The sequence below is a fragment of the Solwaraspora sp. WMMA2065 genome, assembly GCF_030345075.1.
Lineage (GTDB): Bacteria > Actinomycetota > Actinomycetes > Mycobacteriales > Micromonosporaceae > Micromonospora_E.
On sequence record NZ_CP128361.1, the window covers coordinates 674,761 to 697,934 of the forward strand.

The 23,174-nt window shown below is 70.5% G+C and carries 20 protein-coding genes; 14 read left to right on the plus strand and 6 right to left on the minus strand.

The features are described 5' to 3' along the window. Window positions 1-180: 180 nt before the first annotated feature. The 4 genes from O7610_RS03105 (at window position 181) to O7610_RS03120 (ending at window position 1,644) form a co-directional block, all read left to right on the plus strand. Window positions 181-324, plus strand: a complete 144-nt coding sequence (locus tag O7610_RS03105; protein ID WP_289212592.1) for a hypothetical protein — start codon at window positions 181-183, stop codon at window positions 322-324. After that, window positions 321-590: a hypothetical protein gene (locus O7610_RS03110; RefSeq protein WP_289212593.1), complete on the plus strand. Its 270-nt coding sequence runs from the start codon at window positions 321-323 to the stop codon at window positions 588-590. The genes O7610_RS03105 and O7610_RS03110 overlap by 4 nt, the downstream gene beginning before the upstream one ends. After that, window positions 587-1,087 (plus strand): helix-turn-helix domain-containing protein, encoded by a 501-nt coding sequence (locus O7610_RS03115; RefSeq protein ID WP_289212594.1) that lies wholly within the window; start codon window positions 587-589, stop codon window positions 1,085-1,087. The genes O7610_RS03110 and O7610_RS03115 overlap by 4 nt, the downstream gene beginning before the upstream one ends. Before the next feature lie 68 nt (window positions 1,088-1,155). Beyond that, complete coding sequence (locus O7610_RS03120; RefSeq protein ID WP_289212595.1) at window positions 1,156-1,644, plus strand: hypothetical protein; 489 nt, start codon at window positions 1,156-1,158, stop codon at window positions 1,642-1,644. Window positions 1,645-1,678: 34 nt separating this feature from the next. Here the strand turns inward: O7610_RS03120 and O7610_RS03125 are convergent, their stop codons facing one another. Further along, complete coding sequence (locus tag O7610_RS03125) at window positions 1,679-1,852, minus strand: hypothetical protein (RefSeq protein ID WP_289212596.1); 174 nt, start codon at window positions 1,850-1,852, stop codon at window positions 1,679-1,681. A gap of 241 nt (window positions 1,853-2,093) precedes the next feature. Then, window positions 2,094-2,669, minus strand: a complete 576-nt coding sequence (locus O7610_RS03130; RefSeq protein WP_289212597.1) for a TetR/AcrR family transcriptional regulator — start codon at window positions 2,667-2,669, stop codon at window positions 2,094-2,096. Between the two features lie 87 nt (window positions 2,670-2,756). Between O7610_RS03130 and O7610_RS03135 the strand changes: the two genes are divergently transcribed. From O7610_RS03135 to O7610_RS03150, 4 genes are all read left to right on the plus strand, one after another. Further along, the gene (locus tag O7610_RS03135; protein WP_289212598.1) at window positions 2,757-3,671 is read left to right on the plus strand and encodes an SDR family NAD(P)-dependent oxidoreductase; all 915 of its coding nucleotides are present in this window, start codon (window positions 2,757-2,759) and stop codon (window positions 3,669-3,671) included. A gap of 143 nt (window positions 3,672-3,814) precedes the next feature. Further along, the gene (locus O7610_RS03140) at window positions 3,815-4,276 is read left to right on the plus strand and encodes a GbsR/MarR family transcriptional regulator (protein WP_281554248.1); all 462 of its coding nucleotides are present in this window, start codon (window positions 3,815-3,817) and stop codon (window positions 4,274-4,276) included. After that, window positions 4,273-5,553, plus strand: coding sequence for a glycosyltransferase (locus tag O7610_RS03145; protein ID WP_281554249.1), 1,281 nt, complete (start codon window positions 4,273-4,275; stop codon window positions 5,551-5,553). Before O7610_RS03140 ends, O7610_RS03145 begins: the two co-directional genes overlap by 4 nt. Before the next feature lie 781 nt (window positions 5,554-6,334). Further along, on the plus strand, window positions 6,335-6,514 hold the full coding sequence (locus O7610_RS03150; protein ID WP_289212599.1) for a hypothetical protein: 180 nt from the start codon (window positions 6,335-6,337) through the stop codon (window positions 6,512-6,514). Window positions 6,515-6,675: 161 nt separating this feature from the next. Here the strand turns inward: O7610_RS03150 and O7610_RS03155 are convergent, their stop codons facing one another. Continuing rightward, complete coding sequence (locus O7610_RS03155) at window positions 6,676-7,323, minus strand: MOSC domain-containing protein (protein ID WP_281554251.1); 648 nt, start codon at window positions 7,321-7,323, stop codon at window positions 6,676-6,678. A 323-nt stretch (window positions 7,324-7,646) separates the two neighbouring features. On the opposite strand from O7610_RS03155, the gene O7610_RS03160 reads away from it, so the two are divergent. Next, on the plus strand, window positions 7,647-11,906 hold the full coding sequence (locus tag O7610_RS03160; RefSeq protein ID WP_289212600.1) for a carbohydrate-binding protein: 4,260 nt from the start codon (window positions 7,647-7,649) through the stop codon (window positions 11,904-11,906). Window positions 11,907-12,519: 613 nt separating this feature from the next. Next, window positions 12,520-13,068: a type 1 glutamine amidotransferase domain-containing protein gene (locus tag O7610_RS03165; RefSeq protein WP_289212601.1), complete on the plus strand. Its 549-nt coding sequence runs from the start codon at window positions 12,520-12,522 to the stop codon at window positions 13,066-13,068. Window positions 13,069-13,197: 129 nt separating this feature from the next. On the opposite strand, the gene aceB is transcribed toward O7610_RS03165, so the two are convergent. Then, window positions 13,198-14,802, minus strand: a complete 1,605-nt coding sequence (gene aceB, locus O7610_RS03170; protein ID WP_289212602.1) for a malate synthase A — start codon at window positions 14,800-14,802, stop codon at window positions 13,198-13,200. After that, window positions 14,799-16,136 carry an isocitrate lyase gene (gene aceA, locus O7610_RS03175; protein ID WP_281554256.1) on the minus strand — a complete coding sequence of 446 codons (1,338 nt, stop codon included), beginning with the start codon at window positions 16,134-16,136 and terminating at the stop codon, window positions 14,799-14,801. The genes aceB and aceA overlap by 4 nt, the downstream gene beginning before the upstream one ends. A 192-nt stretch (window positions 16,137-16,328) precedes the next feature. Here aceA and O7610_RS03180 point away from each other — a divergent pair, with 192 nt between their 5' ends. Further along, window positions 16,329-17,723, plus strand: coding sequence for a short-chain fatty acyl-CoA regulator family protein (locus O7610_RS03180; RefSeq protein ID WP_289212603.1), 1,395 nt, complete (start codon window positions 16,329-16,331; stop codon window positions 17,721-17,723). 67 nt (window positions 17,724-17,790) lie between these two features. Here the strand turns inward: O7610_RS03180 and O7610_RS03185 are convergent, their stop codons facing one another. Beyond that, window positions 17,791-19,287 carry an RICIN domain-containing protein gene (locus tag O7610_RS03185; RefSeq protein ID WP_281554258.1) on the minus strand — a complete coding sequence of 499 codons (1,497 nt, stop codon included), beginning with the start codon at window positions 19,285-19,287 and terminating at the stop codon, window positions 17,791-17,793. 207 nt (window positions 19,288-19,494) lie between these two features. Between O7610_RS03185 and O7610_RS03190 the strand changes: the two genes are divergently transcribed. The 3 genes from O7610_RS03190 (at window position 19,495) to O7610_RS03200 (ending at window position 23,130) form a co-directional block, all read left to right on the plus strand. Beyond that, a complete protein-coding gene (locus tag O7610_RS03190) occupies window positions 19,495-20,097 on the plus strand; it encodes a nitroreductase family protein (protein ID WP_289212604.1) in 603 nt (200 codons plus the stop codon). A gap of 166 nt (window positions 20,098-20,263) precedes the next feature. Then, window positions 20,264-21,829 carry an SPFH domain-containing protein gene (locus O7610_RS03195; protein ID WP_289212605.1) on the plus strand — a complete coding sequence of 522 codons (1,566 nt, stop codon included), beginning with the start codon at window positions 20,264-20,266 and terminating at the stop codon, window positions 21,827-21,829. Beyond that, window positions 21,829-23,130: an SPFH domain-containing protein gene (locus O7610_RS03200; protein ID WP_281554261.1), complete on the plus strand. Its 1,302-nt coding sequence runs from the start codon at window positions 21,829-21,831 to the stop codon at window positions 23,128-23,130. Before O7610_RS03195 ends, O7610_RS03200 begins: the two co-directional genes overlap by 1 nt. Window positions 23,131-23,174: the final 44 nt, after the last annotated feature.

The following is a 23,174-nucleotide window of genomic DNA, read 5'->3' on the forward strand; positions in this document are numbered from 1 at the left end:
GTGGCGCGGCCTCGCGTTAGCTGGGCCCGGCGTCGCATCCCGTGATCGCCCTTTTCGCGCGTCGGGCCCGCCTGCTGGGCGGCGGCTCCGGGGTTGTCGTGGAGAGCCACCTCGGGTCGCCGCCCTTCCAACTCTTGTTGAGGGGGCAGCGTGTTCGGGAAGTGGTTTCAGCGTGCGGACGTGCCGGTGGATGTGGTGTATCCGGTGCCGGGTCGGCGGCGGTTCGCCGACCGGACGGTGCCGCCGCCGGACCGGCGGCCGGCGACTCGTACGGATCGGGCGGAGCGCCGGGGTGGTAACGCCGGCCGGCACTACCTGCCATGAGGACACCCGGAAGCGGCAAGGAGCCGGTGCATGAGCCGGTGCGGCCGTCGTGGTGTTGCGCGGTCTGTCCGGACGGGACGCCGTGGCCGTGCCCGCCGGGCCGGACGCAGTTGGCGGAGGCGTACGTGGGTGAGCCGTTGGCGTTGTCGGTCGACGTTGGCGAGCTGCTGACGACCGCAGCCGAGGAGGTCGGGATCACCGATCCGGCCGAGTTGTACGAGCGTTTCGTGTCCTGGACCTGGATCGACGCGGGTAGCAGGCGATGAGCGTGGCCGTCGGGCGTCGGATCGCGCTGTGGCGGGTACGGCGGCGGATGACCCAGCAGGTGCTCGCCGACCGGGTCGGCCGGTCGAAGAGCTGGGTGGAGAAGGTGGAGCGTGGTGTCCGGCGGTTGGACCGGTTTTCGCTGATCCGGCAGGTCGCCGAGGTGCTGCGGGTCGACCCGGCGGAGTTGGTCGGCCCGGACCGGCCAGCGGAGGCCGGTGGGGCGGTCGACGGGTTGGCGGCGGTCCGAGCGGCGCTGGCCAGCTACGAGGTGTTCACCGCCGCCGACGGCGGACCGGCAGGGGAACGCGAGGTCACGCAGCGGGTGGAGCATGCGTGGTCGACGTACCAGCATGGGGATTATCCCCGGTTACTGCGGACGGTGCCGGAGTTGCTGGACGCCGCCCGGCGGGTGCACGCCACCCGGCCTGCGCCTGGGGGCGGGGTTGTTGGTGCGGGCGTACCGGATTATCGCGCTCGTGCTGGTGAAGGTGGGTGAACCCGGGCTGGCCTGGTTGGCGGCCGATCGGGCGCTTGCCGTGGCCGGCATCGGTCGAGTGCGGCACGGTGTACGGGACATTGCTGGTGCAGGCCGGGTTGGCCGCTGCCGGCTGCGGCGAAACCCGGAGTGTCGACGAGCTGCTCGGCCGGGCCGCTGACGTCGCTGGCCGGATCGGCGACGGGCTGGACCACCGTACGGCGAGCTTCGGCCCGGCGGCCGTCGAGCTGGCGCACGTCGTGGCGGCCATGGAGTCGGGCGACGCCCGGCAGGCGGTACGCCGACACGAAACGGCCACCCGGCGGCAGATATGGCGCGGGCTGCCGGCGGAGCACCGCGCTGCGTATCTGGTGGACGCCGCGCGGGCGTACCTCGACGTCGGCGACTTCACGGCGGCGGGACGGTGGTTGGTCGAGGCGGACCGCGTCGCACCGGCTGAGATCCGCTGCCGGCCCGCCGTCCGTACGGTCGTGGCTGAGATTGCCCGGTGCGGGCCGGACACGGCCGGTGTCGCCCGGCTGGCGACGGCGCTCGGCCTGACGACCGGCGTCTCGTGACGAGGGAACCTGTATGACCCTCAACCCGCCAGTTTTACGACAGTGCAGGTTCCCTCGTCGGCGTCGGCCGGGCAGTGTCACCGCGTTCCTCGGTGAGGTGGAAGGCACTGATCCATGCCTCGGTACGCGCGCGTTCGGTCGCCAGCGCGGCGTCGTCCCCATCGTGTAGTTCGCTGCGGACGTCGTCCCAGTCGTGGAACTCGGTCATTGCCTCTCCTGCCACTTCGCCATCTTGTACCACCTTGACCAGTTGTCGGCCTTGTTGCCGGATGGTCAGGCCGTGAGGAACTCATCGCGATCGGCGAGGCCAAGTGGCAGGAGACCGTCGGCACCGGCCACCTGCAACGCCTGGCGCACATCCGTAGCCTGTTGCGTGGCCGCGACAGCGTCCGGGCCGACCGGTGCCGGCTGCTGCTGTTCAGCGGCGGCGGCTTCCTGAGCGAAGAACGTCAGCTCGACCGTCCGGCCTGACCCAGCACCCGGAGCAGGTCCTCGACCAGGTCCTCGGCGCTGGCGCGGCCCTTTCCGTCGGCTGCCAGGTGGCCGGTGATGGCCAGGTCGGCGGCGCCGTGCGCCAGCGCGCGGACCAGAGCGGCGGCCCGTTCCGGGTCACCTGCGGGCAGGGCCCCGGCCGCCTGGGCCTCGGCGGTCAGCTCGACGAGTCGCCGCCAGGTGGCGCCGGCCCGCTCGTGCAGGTCGGCGGAGGCGTGCATCGACCACCCGTAGACCAGCGCGAACCGTCGCGGATGGTGCTGTGCCCAGCGTACGTAGTCGAGCAGGACGTGTCGCAGCAGCGCGGCGGCCTCGGTCCGTGGCGTCGGTGTCGCCGTCATGACCCGTTCGAGCCGGTCGAATTCCTGGATGGCGACGGCCTCCAACAGCGCCTGCTTGTCGGTGAAGTGCTTGTACGGCGCGTTGTGTGACACCCCGGCCCGACGTCCAACCTCCCGCAGGGTGACCCGCTCCGGGCCGCCCTCGTCGAGCAGTGCGGTCGCTGCGGCGACGAGGTCGTCCCGGGTGCTCATCGTCCGATCCTAGATCAGGTTGACGCTGTCAACCTGGGCGACGTAAGGTCAGGTTGACAACGTCAACCTGTCGAAGGGTTCACTCTGATGAGAACCGTCGTCATCACCGGGGCCACCACCGGCCTCGGGCTGCGCGTCGCCGGGCGGCTCGCCGCCCAGGGCTGGCACGTCGTGCTCGGTCACCGGGCAGAGAGCCGGGGAGAAGCGGCGGCCCGGCAGATCCGTCGCCGGACCCCTGCGGCGAGCCTCGAACTGCTCCGGATCGACCTGGCCGACCTGCGATCGGTCGCCGACGCGGCCGAGGAACTGCGCCGGTCCGGGCAGCGTCCGCCGCTGCATGCCATCGTCGGCAACGCCGGCATCCAGGTCATCGACGGGGTACGCCGGTCCGCCGACGGCTACGAGCTCACCTTCGCCACCAACCACCTCGGTCATCACCTGCTCGTCACCGGGCTGCTGGATGACCTGGCCGCCGGGGCCCGGATCGCGATCGTCAGCAGCGGCACCCACTGGCGGGAGAAGAGCATGGGCTTCCCGGAACCGCGCTGGACAAGTGCCCGCGAACTCGCCGACCCGTCCGACGCCGACGCGACCCCGACGGCGGGCCGGGTCCGCTACTCCACCTCGAAGTTGGCGAACATCTACTTCGTCTACGAGCTTGCCCGCCGACTGGACGGGCGGCCGATCAGCGTCAACGCGTACGACCCGGGGCTGATGCCCGACACCAGCCTCTCCCGCGACTACCCGACGCTCGTCCGGACCGGCTTTCGGATGGCCGCTCCGCTGATCAGCGCATTACTGCCCGGCGCGCGCAGCTCCCGGGCCTCCGCCCGGCACCTGGCCGACCTGGTCGCCGACGCCCGGTTCGAGGGCACCACCGGTGCGTACCTGGAGGGTCCGAAGATTGCTCCATCCTCACCCGAGTCGTACGACGTCGCCCGGGCGCGGCGGCTCTGGGACGACAGCGAGCAACTGATCGACCAGGCGCTCGCCCGCCGTTGAGTCGGGTGGGGCCGGTCCGGGTCGCCTCACCAGCTGCCATGTTACGGTTGATGTTCGGGAAGTCCTGAACATTCGTGATGATGGCGTTCTTCGATGGTGGCGGTCCTCATGATGGGGCGTTCTCGGCGAGGAAGGAGATGCACGTGGATCCGGACGCCGGGCGGCGGTACGCCGAAGAGGTCGGTGTCGCCCTCGCCCAGATGGGCACCACCCCTGCGTTCGGCAAGTTGCTCGGCTGGCTGCTGATCTGCGACCCGCCGGGCCAGACCACCGCGCAACTGTGCGAGGCGGTCGGGCTGTCCAAGGCATCCGTCTCGGCCGGGATGCGGGCGCTGGAGCAGTCCGGCATGGTGCGCCGGGTGCCGACCAGCGGCCGGGGCCACGCGTACGAGATGCACCCGGACGCCTTCGCCCGGGCGATCGACCCCACCGACAAGATGCGCACCTTCATCGACCTGATGCAGCGTGGCATCGATCTCGTCGGCGACGCGGACGCCCCGGAGGCGGACCGGCTCCGGCACACCCGCGACTTCTACACCTTCATGATCGAACGGACGCCCGCGCTGATGGAGGAGTTCCGGCGCCAGACCAAACGGGACGTGTGACGGTGCGGGTCCTGATCGTCACCGTCGGATCCCGCGGTGACGTCCAGCCGTACCTGGCGCTCGGCACCGGGCTGCGGGCGGCCGGTCACGACGTCACCCTGGCCACCTGCGCCCGATTCCGGTCCTTCGTCACCGACCACGGCCTGGCGTACGGTCACCTCGGCGACGAGATCCTGCAACTGCTCGACTCGGCGGCGGGTCGCGCCGCGATGGAGGACACCACCGGACTTCTCGGCTCGGTCAAGACCAACATCCGGCTGGCCCGGCGGGCCAACCCGATCAACCGGGGCCTGCTGGCCGATGTCTGGCAGGCGGCCCGCCAGGCCGACCCGCAGGTGATCGTCTACCACCCCAAGGCGCTGGCCGGCCCGCACGTCGCCGAGAAACTCGGCGCGCCGGCGGTGCAGGCGGTCCCCGTTCCGATGTCCGTGGCGACCGGCGACTTCCCGCTGATCGGCGCACCTGCGCTGCCGCTCGGCCGCGCGTACAACCGGCTCACCTACCGGCTCGTCGGTGCCGGCTACCGGATGTACGACGGCATGGTGAACACCTTCCGCCAGGAGACGTTGTGCCTGGCCCGACGTAGGGGTGCGGCCCTGGCCACCCGGCTGCCCGACGGGCGGCCGATCCCGGTGCTGCACGCGGTCAGCGGTCATGTGCTGCCGCGCCCGGCCGACTGGCCCGGGCACGCCCAGCTCACCGGATACTGGTTCCTCGACGATGCCACCGGCTGGCAGCCACCGGCCGAACTGGTCGACTTCCTCGACGCCGGCGACCCACCGGTGTACGTCGGCTTCGGCAGCATGGCCGGGCGGGATCCGCAGCGCCTCACCCGCGTCGTCGCCGAAGCGCTGCGCCTGGCCGGCGTACGCGGCATCGTCGCCACCGGCTGGGGCGGGCTGGACGCGGCTGGCCTGCCGGGCAACGTCCTGCCCATCACCCAGGCACCGCACGACTGGTTGTTTCCCCGGGTGTCCGCCGTGGTGCATCACGGCGGTGCCGGCACCACCGCCGCCGCGCTGCGCGCCGGCCGGCCCTCAGTGATCTGCCCGTTCATCCTGGACCAGTTCTTCTGGGGTCGGCGAGTGGCGGCGCTCGGCGCGGGCAGCGCCCCGGTTCCGCAGTCGACGATCACCGCGCAGCGGCTCGCGGCCGCGATCCGCCAGGTCAGCACCGACGTCGATGTCCGGGATGCGGCGGCCGGGTTGGGGCGGCGGCTCACGGCCGAGGACGGCGTCGCGAGCGCGGTGGCGCGGATCGAAGCCGCAGCGGCGTGACCGACCCCGAATCGTCGACGTTCACGGTCCCGAGTCGGGTTCAGGCGCACGATGAACCAGATCGCGTGCACGGCCCGGTCGCTGCGGCTCTCCAGCAGGTGCGGGCGGGACGAGTCGAACACCATGCTGTCCCCGGCGCCGAGCACGACCTCCTGGAAGCCGACCTGGCAAGGTCAGCTCACCCTCCATGATGTAGGCGTGCTCGTGGCCGGTGTGCCGCTGGACCCGGCCGGACACACTGGACTTCGCCCCCGGTGGGTAGGCGACCGCGACGGGTTGCCGGCCCCAGTTCGAGGACGGCGAGTTCATCGAGTCCCGTCGTCCCTGAGGGTTCGTGATCTGCTTCTGGCCACCACGCGTCAGGGGCGAAGGTGTGCCCGTATGCATAGCCGACTACGTCGGTGCTGATCTCCACGACGATGGTGGAGAAGCCGGGCCGGGAGGACTCCTCTAGAGGTCTACGAGATGCGGGCGATAGTGAGGCAGGTCGGCTGGAGCGGACGGACGTGAACAGCGGCAGTGCCGTGGCAACGACCTGGCAGGCATCAGTCTGGTTACCTTCGACCAGCAACAAGAGGCCGAGGCGGACGCTGTAGTAGGCGCGGCTGCGCTGGGACTTGAATCATCCATCCACAGCGGATCGCATCGCACTGGCGGCCTGCTCGGGTCGGTGAGGGGGTGTCGTGTACGGGAAGTGGTTTCAGCGTGCGGATGTGCCGGTGGATGTGGTGTATCCGGTGCCGGGTCGAGCGGCGGAGCCGCGTCGCCGCAGGTCCGGGAGGTGTACGGGACGTTGCTGCTGCAGGCCGGGTTGGCCGCCGCCGGCTGCGGTGAAACCTGCAGCGTCGACGAGCTGATCGCACAGGTTGATGAGGTCACCAGGCAGATCGGGGACGGCCCGAACTACCTGCAGGCGAGTTTCGGACCGGCCGCCGTCGACTTCAAAGCGGGGGGACGGTAGTTGGTCGAGGCGGACCGCGTCGTACCGGCTGAGATCCGCTGCCGGCCCTCCGCCCGTACCCTCGTGGCGGAGATTGCCCGGTGCGGGCCGGACACTGCCGGCGTTGCCCGGCTGGCGACGGCGACCGGGCTGACGACCGGCGCCTCACGACGAGGGAACCGCTATGCCCCTTGAACCGGCGGGTTGAGGGTCATGGCGGTTCCCTCGGTGGCGTCGGCCGCCGTGCCGAGTACGCGGATCTGGTCGCCGGGCCGGATGACGCCACCGACCACGACGCGGGCGTAGAGGCCACGCAGCCGGGCCTGGCGACCCTGCTCACTCCAGACCAGCTTGTGCGCGTCCCGCCCGTAGCGGTTGGCGAACTTCGCACACCCGTTGTGCGGTTCGGCCGTCACCTCGATGACCGCCTCGTCGCCGACCGCCAGCCGGGTGCCGGCGGGCAGTGCGTCGGTGTGCAGGTCGAGATCGGCGAAGAGCTGGTCGCCGGCCAGCCCCCAGTGCTGCGGGTCGTCGCCGGCGACCAGCCGGACGAGCCGGGAGTTCATCACGGTGAGCTGCCGATCCGGGTGCGCCGACCCGTCACTGGTCTTCGAGCTGCCGCGCTGCGCCCAGCTGTCGCCCACCAGCCCGTCGGTGATGTCGAGCGTCCCTTCGGCCAGCAGCTCCCGCTCGTCGACGGCTGGCCGGCGGACCACGAGGTCCAACCTGCCGGAGCCGCGTGGGGAGCGGGCCACCTCCGTGAGCCCGGCGGTGAGCTCGGCGGCGGGCAGGTGACGGGGCGCCGTGGTGTGCGCCGTGGGCCGGTCCATGCCCGTAGTGTGCCAGAGCTTTTTCGCGTCGTCGCCTGCTGTCTGGCCGACCGCGTTCCCGCCGACTGAAGCTTCGTGATCGGTTCTGTTTCTTTGTGACCACCTTGCGCCGCCGCGCAGGGCGGCCGGCTGCGGTTACTGGCACCACGATGCCAACCGGGACTACCTGAGGGCGCACCTGGCCCGTGCGGTGTGGTCGATTGTGATCGGACGCGATCGAGTCTGTTCATTCCTGTTATTGACTGGTGTCTTTCGATCGATTTACTGTCGCGAGACCAGCCGTGCATCGGACAGAAACATGCGGTCGGCAGAAGGAGACATTCATGGGACGTGGATCGGCCGTCGCAGCCCTGCTCGTGCTCGGGATGATCGCGCCAGCTCAACTGGTCGGTGGTACGTCTACCGCTGCGGCTGCACCTGCGGCTGCGGCGACCGTCGACATCACCGTGGACGCGAGCCTCGTCGCGGCCGACAACGTCAACGGCCTGACCTTCAAGGGCTTCGGTGTGCTGAGCGCGAACAGCACCAGCGCCGTGCTGATGGACTACAAGGCCCAGCACCCCGAGACCTACGCGCGGCTGCTGCGGGTTCTCTTCGGGGGCGACCGACCCGTCATGAGCCACGTCAAGATCGAGATGGGCAACGACCGGAACAACTCGACCGGACCCGACCCGGCCACCATGCGCCGGGAGACCGAGCCGGCGAACGTGGCCCGGCACCCGGGCTTCCAACTGGCCGCCGACGCCAGGAAGGTCAACCCCGACGTCAAGGTCAGCATCCTGCGGTGGAACGCGCCGGCGTGGGCGAACACCAACGACAAGATCTACACCTGGTACAAGAACACCATCCTGGCGGCCTACCGCGAGTACGGCTTCATGGTCGACTACGTCAACCCCGGGGTGAACGAGCACACGGCCGATCTCACCTGGACCAAGCAGTACGCGAACCAGGTGCGCAGCGACACCACCGGCTACGTCAGCGACGATCCCGCACTGGCCGGCTTCCGTCCCGGCGAGGCGCAGCTCTACCACCAGATCCAGGTCGTCATCTCCGACGAGGTCGGCATCGGCAGCTTCGGCGGCGCGATGGTCGGCGACGCCGAGCTGCGCGACGCAGTCGCGGTGGCCGGCTACCACTACAACACGAACGACGACGGTCAGCAGAACTTCACCCGGCTTGCCGAGCAGTTCGACAAGGAAATCTGGAACAGCGAAGCGCAGGCCACCTTCAGCAACTCGTCCTTCCGACAGAACAACAACACGGCAGACCCGACCGTGCCGGGCACCGGCATCGGCGGCACGGGCAGCGCGCTGGAGATGGCCAACACCATCGTCAAGGGCTTCGTGATGTCGCGGCGGACGCACTTCGTCTACCAACCCGCCATCGGCTCGTTCTTCGAAGGCGGTCAGTACTCCTTCAAGGAGCTCGTGTCCGCCCGCGACCCGTGGTCAGGGTGGATTCACTACGACGCGGGACTCGCCGTGCTGCAGCACTTCACCAGCTTCGCGCAGACCGGTTGGGAGAACGACTCCAACACCGCCGGGGTCTGGCGGGCTGTCCCGCAGGCCAGCGCCTCCACCGCCACCGGCACCAACCCGGTCGTCGGGCGCAACGGTCAGCCCAACTACCTCACCATGGCCGCGCCGGACCGGTCAAACTTCTCGACCGTGATCGTCAACGACTCCGAGTACGCACGGACCTATGAGATCACGCCGGTCGGCTTCGATCTAGGGGTCGACCCGAAACTCGCCGTCTGGCAGACCCGGGCTACCGGCGGCGGCGAGGCGTTCGACGCCAACTACAAGCGCCACGTCGCCGATGCGGTACCCGGCGTCACCGGCGGCTACCAGGTCAGCGTCGAACCATACTCCATCGTCACCGTCACCTCGCTCGACGTCACCGCAGATCCGGAGTGGGCCACGCCGCTTCCGGTCGAGGGCGAGCGCACGGTGCTCGACGCCGACCCGGAGCACGGCGTGCTGTGGGCCGACGACTTCGACTACGTCGGCCGGACCGTGCCGGTGATCGGTCCGGGTGGCGTCGTCACGAGCCAGACCGAGAGCTTCATCGACTCCCGTGGCGGCGACACGGGCGCCATCCCGCTGTACACCTGGGACCGGAACGGTGCCTTCGAGACGGTGCGGACCGGCGACGGGAACAACGTGCTGCGCCAGCAGATCGACCGGGCGACGACCGGTGTCGGCGGTGCCTGGAACAGCGCCGATCCCGTCACCGGCGTCGGTGATCTGCGCTGGACCAACTACCAGGCGGGCGTCGACGTGCGGTTCGACCGGGGCCCGGCGTCGGACAACTACGCGGCCATCGGCGCGCGTTCGACCGGCGGCGGCAGCTCACACAGTCTGAGCGGCACACCCTATGCGTTGCTGCTGGCCTCCGACGGGACCTGGCAGTTCCGCCGTACCGGTAGGACGATCTCCGGCGGGACCGTCGCCGGATTCGACGCCACCGCCTGGCACCGGTTGGCGATCCGGGTCGCCGGTCACCAGATCACCGGCTTCGTCAACGGCGACCAGGTGTTCAGCTGGACCGACGACCTGCCGTACCTGTCCGGTCGCGTCGACCTCGCCAGCGGCTTCCACCACACCCGGTTCGACAACCTGACGATCGAGCGGGTGCCGGGCCACCTGCCGTACTACCGCGAACTCCTCGACAACCTGGAGATGAACGACCTGGCCGACCCGCCGGCCGCCCGGCTCGCCTACAGCGGAGACTGGCGGCACGCCAACGGCGGCAGCATGTACGAGTATCATCGCTCGTCGTCGACCAGTCGGGGGCCCGGTGCCTCCCTCGCGTACACGTTCACCGGTTCCGGGATCGACGTCATGGGAGTCAACGACGGCAGCGCCCGGCTCGACGTGCGGGTCGACGGCGAACTCGTCGCGACGAACCTGCCGACCAGGTCCGTCACCAACTTCCAGCAGACCGTGGCCGTGCGAGGACTGCCGTGGGGTCGGCACACTGTGACCTTTGAGGTGATCGCCGGGACGCTGGTGGTCGACTCGGTCGGTGTCCTGGGGACGCCGGCAACCGAGCCGGCGTCGAGCGATGCTGTCAGCCAGGCGTTGGCGGTAGCCTCGCGGATCGAGCGGACCGAGGACTTCACCGACCGGGACTGGGCGCTGCTGCAGTCCACCATCGCGATGGCCGGTCGTGCGGTGGCTGACCCGGCGGGTTATCGGCTCGACGGGGAGGGCGCCCGGCAGATCGTCTCCCGGCTTCAGGCGGCCAGCTACCCGCTGGCCAATCGGGTGGCCGCGCTGCCGCAGGTCTGGCGGGCGACCTTCCTCGGCCAGGTGCCGGGCGACCTGCCGGCGACGCTGCCCGCCGCGCTCACCGACGGCACCACCCGGGATCTCGCGGTGACCTGGGATCTCGACGGACTCGACGTCAGCCAGGCGTGGACGACGGTCGCCGTCCGGGGCAGCCACGGTGGTGCCACCACGACCGCCTGGGTCGAGGTCGTGCCGCCAGGGCTGAGGTACTTCGCGGACGTCAACGGGACCGCAACCGGCACCCTGGGCTACAACTCGCCGGCCCACGCGGCGGTCGCCGAACTGCTGGGCGACGATCTGCGCAACGGCGCACCCGACCAGGTCCTCGAAGGCGATGCGACCTGGGGCCTCGGGGCGTACAACGCCGCCGGCGACCGTGACATCCGGTACAAGGGGATCGTCGCTGGTGACTACAGCAAGACGACCACCACGGGGGTGTACACGGCCAACCAGGTGGGGGCGATCCTCAGCTACACCTTCACCCTGCCGGCGGGTCGCCACACGATCGTGGCGGGCAGCCACTCCTGGTGGCCCGGCAACAGTCGCGGCTACGACGTGTTCCTGGACTATGACGGTGCCGCGCACCAGGTCGGAGCGCAGGTCACCCTCGACACCGCCACGCCGTCGAGGGTGTTGAGCTACGACATCGACCTGGCCGCGGCCGGACCGGTGACCATCCGGCTGCGGGCGACCAACAACCAGTCGCCGATGCTGTCGTGGGCCGCTGCGGTCGAGGGGGTCTACTCCGTGTCGTACGACGTCAACGGCGGCATCGGCACGGCACCCGAGGCGCGCAATGGTTTGTTGCGGACCGATGCTGGTCTGGACGCGCCGGGCACCGGTCTGCGCAGGCCCGCGTTCGAGTTCGCCGGTTGGAACACTGCCGCCGACGGCAGCGGCACCACGGTGACCGCCGCGACCGAGGTGTCGGCCCTGGCCCAAACCGCGGCGACGCTGTACGCCCATTGGACGCCGGTGGTACCCACCTGGGAGCCGTCGCAGGTTTACACCGAGGGTGATCTCGTGTACCACGCCGGCCGTGCGTACCAGGCCCAGTGGTGGACGAGGAACCAGGTACCGGGTGCCACGCAGCGGGGTGCCTGGGCCGAGCTCGGTGCCTACCAGCACTGCGGCAGCGATTTCTACCCGGAGTGGACGTCGTCGTGGATCTACACCGGCGGCGAGACCGTCGAGCATGACGGGCAGCTGTGGACCGCACAGTGGTGGACGCGGGACCAGCAACCTGCCGCCTCCGGGTGGGGCCCCTGGAAACGGGTTGGTGCCTGCTGATCCCGCTCCGCCCGCCCGTCCCGCGCCGATCATGTCTGCCGGCCCCGGCCAGCTCGTCGACGGCCGGTGTGAGCGCGGTCCGGGCGCGGCGCAGCACCGTACGGTCGTCGAGGGCGATCGCGGCCTGTGCGGTGAGGCACCACAACGCCTCGGCCAACGGGTCGCGCGCTGGGTCCGGGGTCTGCCGCAGCGCCGTCGCCGCGTCGGCCGGCCGGTCCCGCGTCAGCAGCAGGACCGGGCGCGCCCAGGGCCGGTAGCGACCCCAGCCGGTGTCGTCGTCGAAGCGGATCGCCTCGCCGTGCCAGACCAGCAGGCACAGCAGCGCCAGTGGGAGCAGATCCCGTTCACTCTATCGATGTTGCCAGTAGGTGGATCTGTTCGGCAAACGCGAGTATTCGCAGATGCCGGAGACGAGGTGAGGACGCCCTGGAATTGATCTTCGAATTCGGCGTCCCCTTCGTGAAGAATACTCTGATGGTCCAGGTCTCACCGCCGTTGTCGCGCGACCCGTCACGTCGCGCGTCACGCACTTCACCGTAACGGCGGGTTTGAGCGGGCGGTCCTGGGGCAGATCAACCGACTGGACACCGTACGCGAGTGAGAGGAGCCGCAGATGGCGACGACACTGCAGGGCAAACGGGTCGCCTTTCTGGCCGCCGACGGGGTGGAGGAGGTCGAGTACACCCAGCCACGCGAAGCGGTCGAGGCGGCCGGTGCCGCCGTCGAACTGGTGTCGGTCCAGCCGGGCGAGATCCGGGCCTTCAACCACCTGGACAAGTCCCGGACGTACCCGGTGGACCTCACCGCGGACAAGGCGGATCCGGATGCCTACGACGCGTTGGTGCTGCCCGGCGGGGTGGCGAACCCGGACCTTCTGCGTACCGACCCGGACGCGGTCGGCTTCGTCCGGGCGTTCTTCACCGCAGGCAAGCCGGTCGGGGCGATCTGCCATGCGCCGTGGACGATGATCGAGGCCGGGGTGGTGCGGGGCCGCACCATCACCTCCTGGCCGAGTCTGCGTACCGACCTGACCAACGCCGGGGCGACCTGGGTGGACACCGAATGCCAGGTGGACAACGGTCTGGTCACCAGTCGCAAACCGGACGACCTGCCAGCGTTCAGCGCCAAGCTCGTCGAGGAGATCGCCGAAGGTGGGCACTGAGCCTCCTCGGTGGCCATCAATGACCGACGGCAGCCGGTACGGGCGCGTCGTTGAGCCCGTACCGGCTGCCGGTCCGCCGCCGTGAGCCCGGCGGCGCGTCGGTGACCCGCGACGACCGCGGGGGTGGCGTCAGCGCCGGTCCACCGCGCCGGCGGGGGACAGGTGCCGGGCGTACGCCTCGGTGGTGAAGAACGCCGGCAGGTCCTCGCCGAGCGCCGTCTCCTCGACGATCCGGGCCGCCGCCTCGGCGCGGTCGCGGTCCGGACCGTCCCGCCCGTCGACCAGCGCAACCAGCTCCCCGGCCAGGACCGACCGGACTAGGTCCTCGGTGACGCATCCACCGTCGGCCAACGGGGTGCCGTGGTGCAGCCACTGCCAGACCTGACAGCGGGCGATCTCGGCGGTCGCCGCGTCCTCCATCAGGTTCCACAGGGCCACTGCGCCGGCACCGCCCAGCCAGGCATCGACGTACCGCAGCGCCACCGCGACGTTGGCGCGGACCCCGGCCGCCGTCACCTGGCCGGGCGTCTTGTCCACGGCCAGCAGGTCGGTCGCGGTCACCGCCACCTCCTCGCGCAACCGGTCGACCTGGTGCGGACGGTCGCCGAGCACCGCGTCGAAGACCTCCCGGCAGGTCGGCACCAGGCCCGGGTGGGCCACCCAGGAGCCGTCGAAGCCGTCGCCGGCCTCGCGTTGCTTGTCCGCCCGCACCTTGCCCAGCGCGGCCTCGTTGACCTGCGGGTCCCGGCTGGGGATGAAGGCGGCCATCCCGCCGACGGCATGCGCGCCGCGTCGGTGACAGGTCCGCACCAGCAGTTCGGTGTACGCCCGCATGAACGGCACCGTCATGGTCACCTCGGCGCGGTCCGGCAGCACGAAGTCCGGCCACTGCCCGAAGTTCTTGATGATGCTGAAGGTGTAGTCCCACCGGCCGGCGTTCAACCCGGCCGAGTGCTCCCGCAGCTCGTACAGGATCTCCTCCATCTCGAACGCGGCGGTGATCGTCTCGATCAGCGTGGTCGCCCGGATGGTGCCCTGCGGCAGGCCGAGCCGGCGCTGGGCGAGGACGAACACGTCGTTCCACAGCCGCGCCTCGCGGTGGCTCTCCAACTTCGGCAGGTAGAAGTACGGCCCGGCACCGGCGTCGAGCTGCCGGTGGGCGCAGTGGAAGAAGTACAGCCCGAAGTCGACCAGGCTTGCCGAGATCGGCCGCCCGTCCACCACGATGCCCTTCTCCACCAGGTGCCAGCCGCGTGGACGGACCACGATCGTGGCCGGCTCCTCGCCGAGGGCGTACCGCTTGCCGCGCTCGTCGGTGAAGTCGATCCGCCGGTCGAGGGCGTCCATCAGGTTCAGCTGCCCACCGATCACGTTGCGCCAGGTCGGGCTGGTGGCGTCCTCGAAGTCGGCCAGCCACACCTTCGCGCCCGAGTTCAGCGCGTTGACGGTCATCTTCCGGTCGGTCGGTCCGGTGATCTCCACCCGCCGGTCGACCAGCCCGGGTGCGGGCGGGGCGACCCGCCAGGTCGGGTCGGTGCGGATGTGTTCGGTCTCCGGCAGGAAGTCGGGCAGCTGGCCGGAGGCGTACCGGGCCCGCCGGGCGCGGCGGGTGTCCAGCAGCGCCACCCGCCGGGCGGCGAACTCGCCGTCCAGGGCGATCAGGAACTCCAGCGCCTCGGCGGAGAGCACCTCGTCGAACCGGTCGGCCATCGGACCGAGAATCTCGTACCTCACGCGAACTGCTCCTCCTCGGTCGAGCCGCGCAGCGCGGTGGTCTCGCCGGCCGGGTTGAGCACCGTCGAGATCAGGTCGAAGTAGCCGGTACCCACTTCCCGCTGGTGTTTCACGGCCGTGTAGCCGGCCGGTTCGGCGGCGAACTCGCGCTCCTGCAGCGACACGTACGCGCTCATCCCGTCACTGGCGTAGCCGCGCGCCAGGTCGAACATCGAGTAGTTCAGCGCGTGGAAGCCGGCCAGGGTGATGAACTGGAACTTGTACCCCATGTGGCCCAGCTCCCGCTGGAACTTGCCGATGGTCGCGTCGTCGAGGTGCTTGCGCCAGTTGAACGACGGCGAGCAGTTGTACGCCAGCAGCTGGTCCGGGTACTCGCGCTTGATCGCCTCGGCGTACCGGCGGGCGACCTCCAGGTCCGGGGTGCTGGTCTCCATCCACAGCAGGTCGGCGTGCGGCGCGTAGGCCAGGCCTCGGGCGATGCACGGTTCGATACCGTTGCGCACCCGGTAGAAGCCTTCGGCGGTGCGCTCGCCGGTGACGAACGGCCGGTCCCGCTCGTCGATATCGGTGGTGAGCAGGGTGGCGGCCTGCGCGTCGGTGCGGGCGATGACCACGCTCGGCACGCCGGCCACGTCGGCGGCCAGCCGGGCGGCTTCGAGGGTACGGATGTGCGCGCCGGTCGGGATCAGCACCTTGCCGCCCAGGTGGCCGCACTTCTTCTCGGCGGCCAGCTGGTCCTCCCAGTGCACCCCGGCCGCGCCGGCCGCGATCATCGCGGTCATCAGCTCGTACGCGTTGAGCACGCCGCCGAAGCCGGCCTCGGCGTCGGCGACGATCGGGGCCAGCCAGTCGGTCGCCGGGCCGTCCCCGCCGCCCGGCCCGGCACTGTCGGGTCCGGCGCCGTCCGCACCGCTCTCGGCGGTGCTGATCTGCGCTGCCCGTAGCAGCGCGTTGTTGATCCGGCGGACCACCGCCGGCACCGAGTTCGCCGGGTAGAGGCTCTGGTCGGGGTAGGTGTGCCCGGCAAGGTTGGCGTCGGCGGCCACCTGCCAGCCGGACAGGTAGATCGCCTTCAGCCCGGCCCGGACCATCTGCACCGCCTGGTTGCCGGTGAGCGCGCCGAGGGCGTGGACGTGGTCCTCGCTGTGCAGCAGCTGCCACAGCCGCCGGGCGCCGTGCCGGGCCAGGGTGTGCTCCTCGGTGATGGCGCCGCGCAGCCGCACCACGTCGGCGGGGCGGTAGCTGCGCCGCACCCCGTGCCAGCGCGGGTCGGTGTCCCATTCGTGTCGCAACTGATCCACTGCGCTCTGCACGGTCTCCACTGCGGTGTGCATCGTCGTCTCCTTCGGGTGGCGTGCGACCAACGGTCACACGACGCAGGCGACTGGTCGAGAGACGGAAGTAGCCAATTACTGAAAAGTCGTCGGCCCATTTTGCCAACTTGCAAAAGCATCTCTTCGCAGCCCTGCTAATGCTGGCCGGGCGCGTGTTAACGTTGGCGGATCGCAGCCGGGACGAGCGTGGAGGTGAGGGCGATCGCCAAGACCTTCGCCGGTGCCAGACTGCGCCGGATGCGTGAGGACCGGGGAATCAGTCAGACCGAGTTGGCCCGGCAGCTCAACATTTCACCGAGCTATCTCAACCAGATCGAGCACGATTCCCGGCCGTTGACCGTCGCGGTGCTGATGCGGATCACCGAGGTCTTCGGCGTCGACCCGACCAGCTTCGCCCCGCACGACACCCCGCGACTCGTCGCCGGGCTGCGCGAGGCGCTCGGCTCCCGCACTGGCATCGGCGACCTGACCGAGTTCGCCTCCCGGCTGCCCGAGGTGGCCGAGGCGGTGCTCGACCTGCACCGTCGTTACCAGCAGGCCGACGAGCAGCTCTCCGAGCTCGTCGGTGACCGGGAGCGGGTCGGCCACAGCCCGCACGACCAGGTCACCGAGTTTTTCTACCGGCGGCAGAACTACGTCCCGGCGGTCGACGAGGCCGCCGAGCGGCTGTCCGACCAGATCGGCATCCGCCGGGGCGAGGCGCGGGCGGCGCTGCGGGACCGGCTGGCGCAGCGACACGGCGTACGGATCTCCCGCGACGACGCCGACTCCCTCGGCGGCGAGCTGCACCGCTACCGGCCGCAGACCCGCACCCTGCACCTGTCCACCTCGCTGCGACCCGGACAGGAGGCGATCCGGATGGCCGCGCAGATCGCCCTGCTGGAGTACGCCGACGTGATCGACGAGATCATCGAGGAGGAGAGGTTCGATGACGTCCAGACCCAGATCCTCACCCGGGTCGGCCTGGCGAACTACTTCGCCGCCGCGCTGATCCTGCCGTACGAGCGGTTCCTCACCGCCGCCGAGACCCGTCGCTACGACATCGACCTGCTCGCCGAGCACTTCGCGATGGGCTGGGAAACGGTCTGCCACCGGCTGAGCACCCTGCAACGGCCCCGCTCGCGCGGGGTACCGTTCTCGTTCGTCCGGGTCGACCGGGCCGGCAACATGTCCAAGCGCCAGTCGGCGACCGGGTTCCCGTTCTCCCGTACCGGCGGCACCTGCCCACTGTGGAACGTCTACGAGGCGTTCGGCTCGCCGGGCCGGGTGGTCACCCAGGTCGCCGCGATGCCGGACGGCCAGCGCTACCTGTGGATCGCCCGGACCGTCATCCGCCACCACGGCGGCTACGGTCAACCCGGCAAGGTGTACGCGATCGGACTCGGCTGCGAGACCCGTCATGCCGGTCGGCTGGTCTACTCGGCCGGGATGGACCTGCACGCCGCCGACGCCGCCACCCCGATCGGCCCCGGCTGCAAGACCTGCGAACGGATGACCTGCCCGCAGCGGGCCGCCCCGCCGATCAGCCGGCGGCTCGACGTCGACGAGAACCGCAGCACCTTCATTCCGTACCCGCTGCGGGACTGACCCGTACCGCCGGGGGACCGGACGGCGTGACCGCGCCGTCCGGTCCCGCAGCGGACACGGCGCAGATTCAGGAGACCCCGATCCGCTGCCACTGCTGGTTGCCGCCGGTGCCGCAGGTGTACTGGATCACCCGGGCGCTGTCGGCGGTGGAGTACCCGGCGACGTCGAGACACTTGCCGCTGTGCCGGGCCACGATCCGCTGGTAGCCGGAGCCCGCGTCGACCAGTTGCCACTGCTGGTCGGTGCGGCCCGGCTGGCAGGCGTACTGGGCGACGGCGGCGTGGTCGGCGGTGGAGCCGTTCGACACCGTCAGGCAGCGGTCGCTGTGTCGGGCCACCAGCTGGTGGTAGCCGGTACCCAGGTCACGTAGTAGCCAGTGCTGGTTGCCGCCGTTGTGGCAGCCGTACTGGGCGACGCCGGCGCCGTCCGTAGTGGACTCGTTGAGCACGTCGAGGCACTTGCCGCTGTGCCGGGCCCGCAGCGTCTCGTAGGCGTACCCGCCGCCGACGCCAGTGACCTGCCCGGTCGCGGTGTCGATACTGATCTGTGGATGCCAGGCCATGCTCAGCGACGTGTTCGACGGGAAGGTCAGCGGTAGCCAGACGTAGCGGGACTCGTTGACCCGGCCGCCCCAGGCGCTGGCCCAGCGGTCACCGAGGTACAGGTACGAGGTGGTGGCGGTGCCCTGCACCGGCAGGACGTAGGCCGGCTGCGAGCCGTAGGTGATGCTGTCACCGAACGTGGTCGGGGCGGTCCAGGTGCCGGTGATGCTGTAGGCGGTGGCGTACCGGGCCTGGTTGGGCTGCCAGCCGGTGGCGCCGGAGGTGACCAGGAAGTAGACGCCGTTACGTTTGAACATGGCCGGCGCCTCCCGGTAGTTGCCCGGCCACAGGGTCTGCACCAGGGCGGCGACGCCGGTGTAGTCGGGGGTCAGCCGGTAGATGTTCAGGTCCGCGTTGACCCGGGTCGAGGAGATCAGGTACGCGGTGCCGTCGTCGTCGCGGAACACGGTCATGTCCCGCGAGTCGTACCCGAGCGGCCGGAAACTGCCCAGGTACGTGTAGTCGCCGTCGACGGTGTCGGAGGTGGCCACCGCCACCCGGGCCTGGCCGTAGTCGACGCCGTTCTCCCAGTGCATCCAGAGCACGTACTTGCCGGTGGCCGGGTTGTAGAGGATCTTGGGGCGCTCGATGTTGGCGACGGCGAGCTCCGGGCTGCTGGACTGTCGCAGCACGTGGTTGCGCAACTCCCAGGTGCGCAGGTCGGTTGACCGGTAGACGGAGACGTACCGGAAGGTGTGGTCGTCGTGGCGGTTCTCACCGAACCAGTAGTAGTACCCGCCCACCTTGATCATGCCGCCGCCGTGGGCGTGGACGCCGGCGCCGGTGGTGTCGGTGAACTGGGTGGCATTGGTGACGGTGACCGGTGCGGCGGCGGCCGGTGCGGCGGCGAGCGCGAGCGCGGCGACCAGCATGAGCGGGACGGACAGGGCGGCGCAGGCGGTGCGGACCAGGCGCCGCCGCCAACGGCGGGGGTGTTCCCCGGGGCGGGGTGCGGCAGGCATCGGCTGCCTCCTTCGGGGTGGCCGGATGTGGCGTCGCGGACGTACGGCACCACGTGTGTCGATCCAGACTAGGCGTAAAAGCGATATGAATCGATGGCATGGCTCGCTGGTCACCTGTGGATCGTCGTACGGTCGTACCGACCGCCGACCAACCGACGCTCGATTCTCGACTCTCAACCTCGACCACGATCCTGACAGGAGCATCCGGTGTCCGACGCCCCGAAGACCGCGAACACGGCCGAGCCACTGCACCCGCTACTCGCCGACCGGTGGAGCCCGCGTGCCTTCGACCCCGAGCACCGGCTCACCGACCGGCAGCTGACCGCGCTGCTGGAAGCCGCCCGCTGGGCACCCAGCTGCGGAAACAGCCAACCCTGGCGGTTCGGCGTGGTCCGCCGTGGCGACGCCGCCCACGTCAGCCTGCTCGCCGCGCTCGACCCGGGAAACCGGGTTTGGGCGCACGCCGCCGCCGCGTTGATCGTGGTGGCCGCGCAGACCGTCGCCGACAGTGGCGCGAGCCGCCCGTGGGCCGCCTACGACACCGGACAGGCGGTCGCGCACCTGTCGATCCAGGCCCAGCACGAAGGGCTCGCCGTGCACCAGCTCGCCGGCTTCGACGCCGAACGGGTCGCGGCGCTGCTGCCCACGGCGGCGGTCACCCCGCTGGTCGTCGTCGCCGTCGGTCGCCGGGCCGCCACCATCGAGCTCGACGAGCCGCTCGCCACGAGGGAGCGCGCCGCCCGGCACCGGCTGCCCGTCGCCGACCTGCTGCTGTCGGTACGCCCGTCGTCGGTGCCCGACCCCGTGTGACCGTCACCCCGGTTGACCTGGGTGGCTAGCATTTCGCGGGACCGGTGCGCCGAGCCGGCCGAGTCGGGCGCCGACCGAGAGCTGCGGAAGGGGAACCGTGTCACGGGTCCAACAAGGTATACGCAACGCCGCCTATGCGATAGCCGAGGGTGGCGATCCACGTCAAATGGCCATGGCCGAGCTGCGCCGCCGTGGCAGTGCCGGCACCGGCGGGGCCGGCGGCGGTCAGCCGGTTGAGGACGGGATGGACCCGGTCGACTTCCCGGCGGCCCGTGACCTCGGTGGGAGCATCGACACCGTCATGGAACAGCGCCGGGTGCCGCTGGACGACGCGGGGGAGGTGCTCAACCGCAGCGAGCAGCGGCGCGGCGAGGGCGGGGCGGCGCACGTCATCTGCCCGATGGTGATTCCGCGCGGCCGTTCGCTGCTCACCATGCTGCCGGTGTCGCTGCTGCTGGTGCTCGGCGTACTCGGCTCCGCGGTGGTCTCGGTCGCCGGTGGCAACCTGTTACTCAACCCGTTGTTCGGGATCCACTACTGGGTGCTGTCGCTGTTCGCCGTCGGCTTCGTCTGGTGGCGCCAGGGCATGGTGATGGTGCCGGACGGCTGCGCCGCGTTGATCACCCGGTTCGGCAAGCTGGAGCAGGTCGTCGGCCCCGGCCGGGTGATCCTGCTGAACCCGTGGAAGCGGGTGTCGTACATCGTCAACACCACCCGCGAGTACCCGTTCAACGCACCGGTGCGTGAGGCCCCGACCAAGGGCGGCGTGAAGGCGTCCATCGACCTGTTCATCCAGTTCCGGATCAGTGACCCGGTGGAGTTCGTCTACACCCTCGGCGCGGTCCGCGGCTTCGAGGAGAAGCTCAGCAACGCGGTCAGCGAGACCATCCGCAGCCTGATCTACGAACAGCAGGCCGCCGACATCTACAACATGGTCGGCGAGGACACCGGCCGCCTGCTGGAGCAACTCAACCAGCAGTTCCTCCCGGCGGTCGAGCTGACCAACGCCAACATCACCCACGCCGAGCCGTCCGACCGGGAGTACCGGATGGACCTCGCCGCGCCCGAGATGGTGCGGGTCGCCAAGGACGCCTACACCCACCAGTACGCGTTGCAGCTGCGCAAGGAGCAGGACGAGGGCGACCTGACCAAGGAGCTGGCCACCCTGCACGAAACCCTGTCCGGCATCCAGGCCGAGATCGCCCAGTACCAGGCGCAGATGGACACCGCGGTCGAGCGGGAGACCAACCGCGCCGAGGCGCTCGCCCGCCAGCGGTACGTGCTGGCCGAGTCCGAGGCACGGGCCAACGCCGCCCTGCTGGAGGCGCAGGCCCTGGACATCCGGGCGGTCACCGCCGCCGAAGCACCGGAGATCCTCGACTACCGCTACCAGCGGGAGGTGCTCGACACCCTGGAGGAGGTCGCCGACCACCTGCCCCGGCTGGTGCGCATCGGCGGCTCCACCGACCCGGACGGCGCGGTGGGCGTGGACCTGCTGAAACTGGCCCGCGAACTGGTCGGCGAACGAGGTGCCGAACTGTTCAGCGAGACCGACATGGCCACGATGCGCACCCGGCTGACCGAGGTCGCCGCCCGGATCGCCGAACGCGAGCCGGAGATCGCCGCACTGCGCGAGGCCGACCAACCGACCGTTCCGGGCACCGACGCCGGCGTTTCCCTGGCCCCCGGTGCGCCGGAGCCGACCGACGACGAGACGGAGGCACAGCGGTGATGAGCAAACTCAGCGGCGGCAGGTCGGTCATCTCCGAGGCGGTGGCACCGTGGAGCGAGCTCGCCCAGCTGCTGCGCGGCGGTGACGCGGGCAGCCTCGTACCGGTGGTGATCCCCAAGCACCGGCGCCGGCTCGGCTGGATGGTGCCGCTCTGGCTCGGTCTGCTCGCCCTGCTGTCCGGCGTGATGTTCACCCTGAACGGGGCCGACGGGCTGGTCGGCGCCGCGTACGGCGCCCTCGCCACAGCCAGCTATCTCGCTGGCGTGGCGCTGCTGCTGCTCGGCGCGCTCTGGTGGTGGCGGTCGTCCATCGTGGAGATTGAACAGGGCACTCATGGGGTGCTGACCCGCTACGGTGCGGTCGTGCGCACCCTGGAACCGGGCCGGCACTACCTGTGGCATCCCTGGTCTCGGGTCGACTTCGTCGTCGACGTGGCCACCGAGATTCCGTACTCGGCGCCGGTGATGGCCTGCCCGACCCGGGAGAACGTGCCGCTGCGCTCGATCGAGTTCTTCATGAAGCTGCGGATCACCGACGCGGTGCTGTTCGTCCGGGCCATCGGCGCCGGCAACTTCGACCTGGTGCTGTCCAGCGCCGTGCAGGACGCCATCCGGCAGCGGGCCCGCCAGGTGCAGACCGAACGGGCGTACGACCTGCGTGGCTCCGACGTCGCCGACATGCAGGAGCTGCTCAACCGGCAGCTGTCCCGCTACGGCGTGCGGATCACCGGCTGCAACATCCCCGACGTGCAGCTGCCCACCCAGTACCAGCAGCACCTGGCCACCCGGGAGCGGGTCGCCAAGGAGCACGCCGCGTACGAGCAGGAGTGGGGGCTGACCCGCAAGCGGCGCATCGACAGCCTGCAGATGGACATCGAGCGGGCCAAGAAGGTGCGTGACGCCCGGTTCGTCGAGGTCAAGGCGGCCCTGAACAAGGCCCGTGAGCAGGTCGCGCAGCTGTTGGAGGAGCAGGAGACCAACGCGCAGCGGGTCCGGTTCGAGATCGAGACCCGGGGCCGCAGTGGGCTGATCGCCGCCGAGAACGAGGCCAAGGCGCAACGCCGGCTGGCCCAGGCGTACCGGGACAACCGGGCGGTCCTGCAGTACGAGCTGGCGCTGCGCCGGCTGGAGGTGGGCGCTGCGCTCGCCGGCAAGGCCCCGCAGCCGGTGGTGGTACGCACCGACGGTACCGGCGGCGGGGACGTCTCGGCACTGTCCACCCTGCTCACCGCGCAGTTGCTGCCGCGTACCGTTGCGTTGCCGGCCCGCGGCGCCGCCGCGAGCGCAGACGACGCCGACTGACAGACCCGATCGACTCGCGATCGGCGTGACCGGGCGGTCGGACC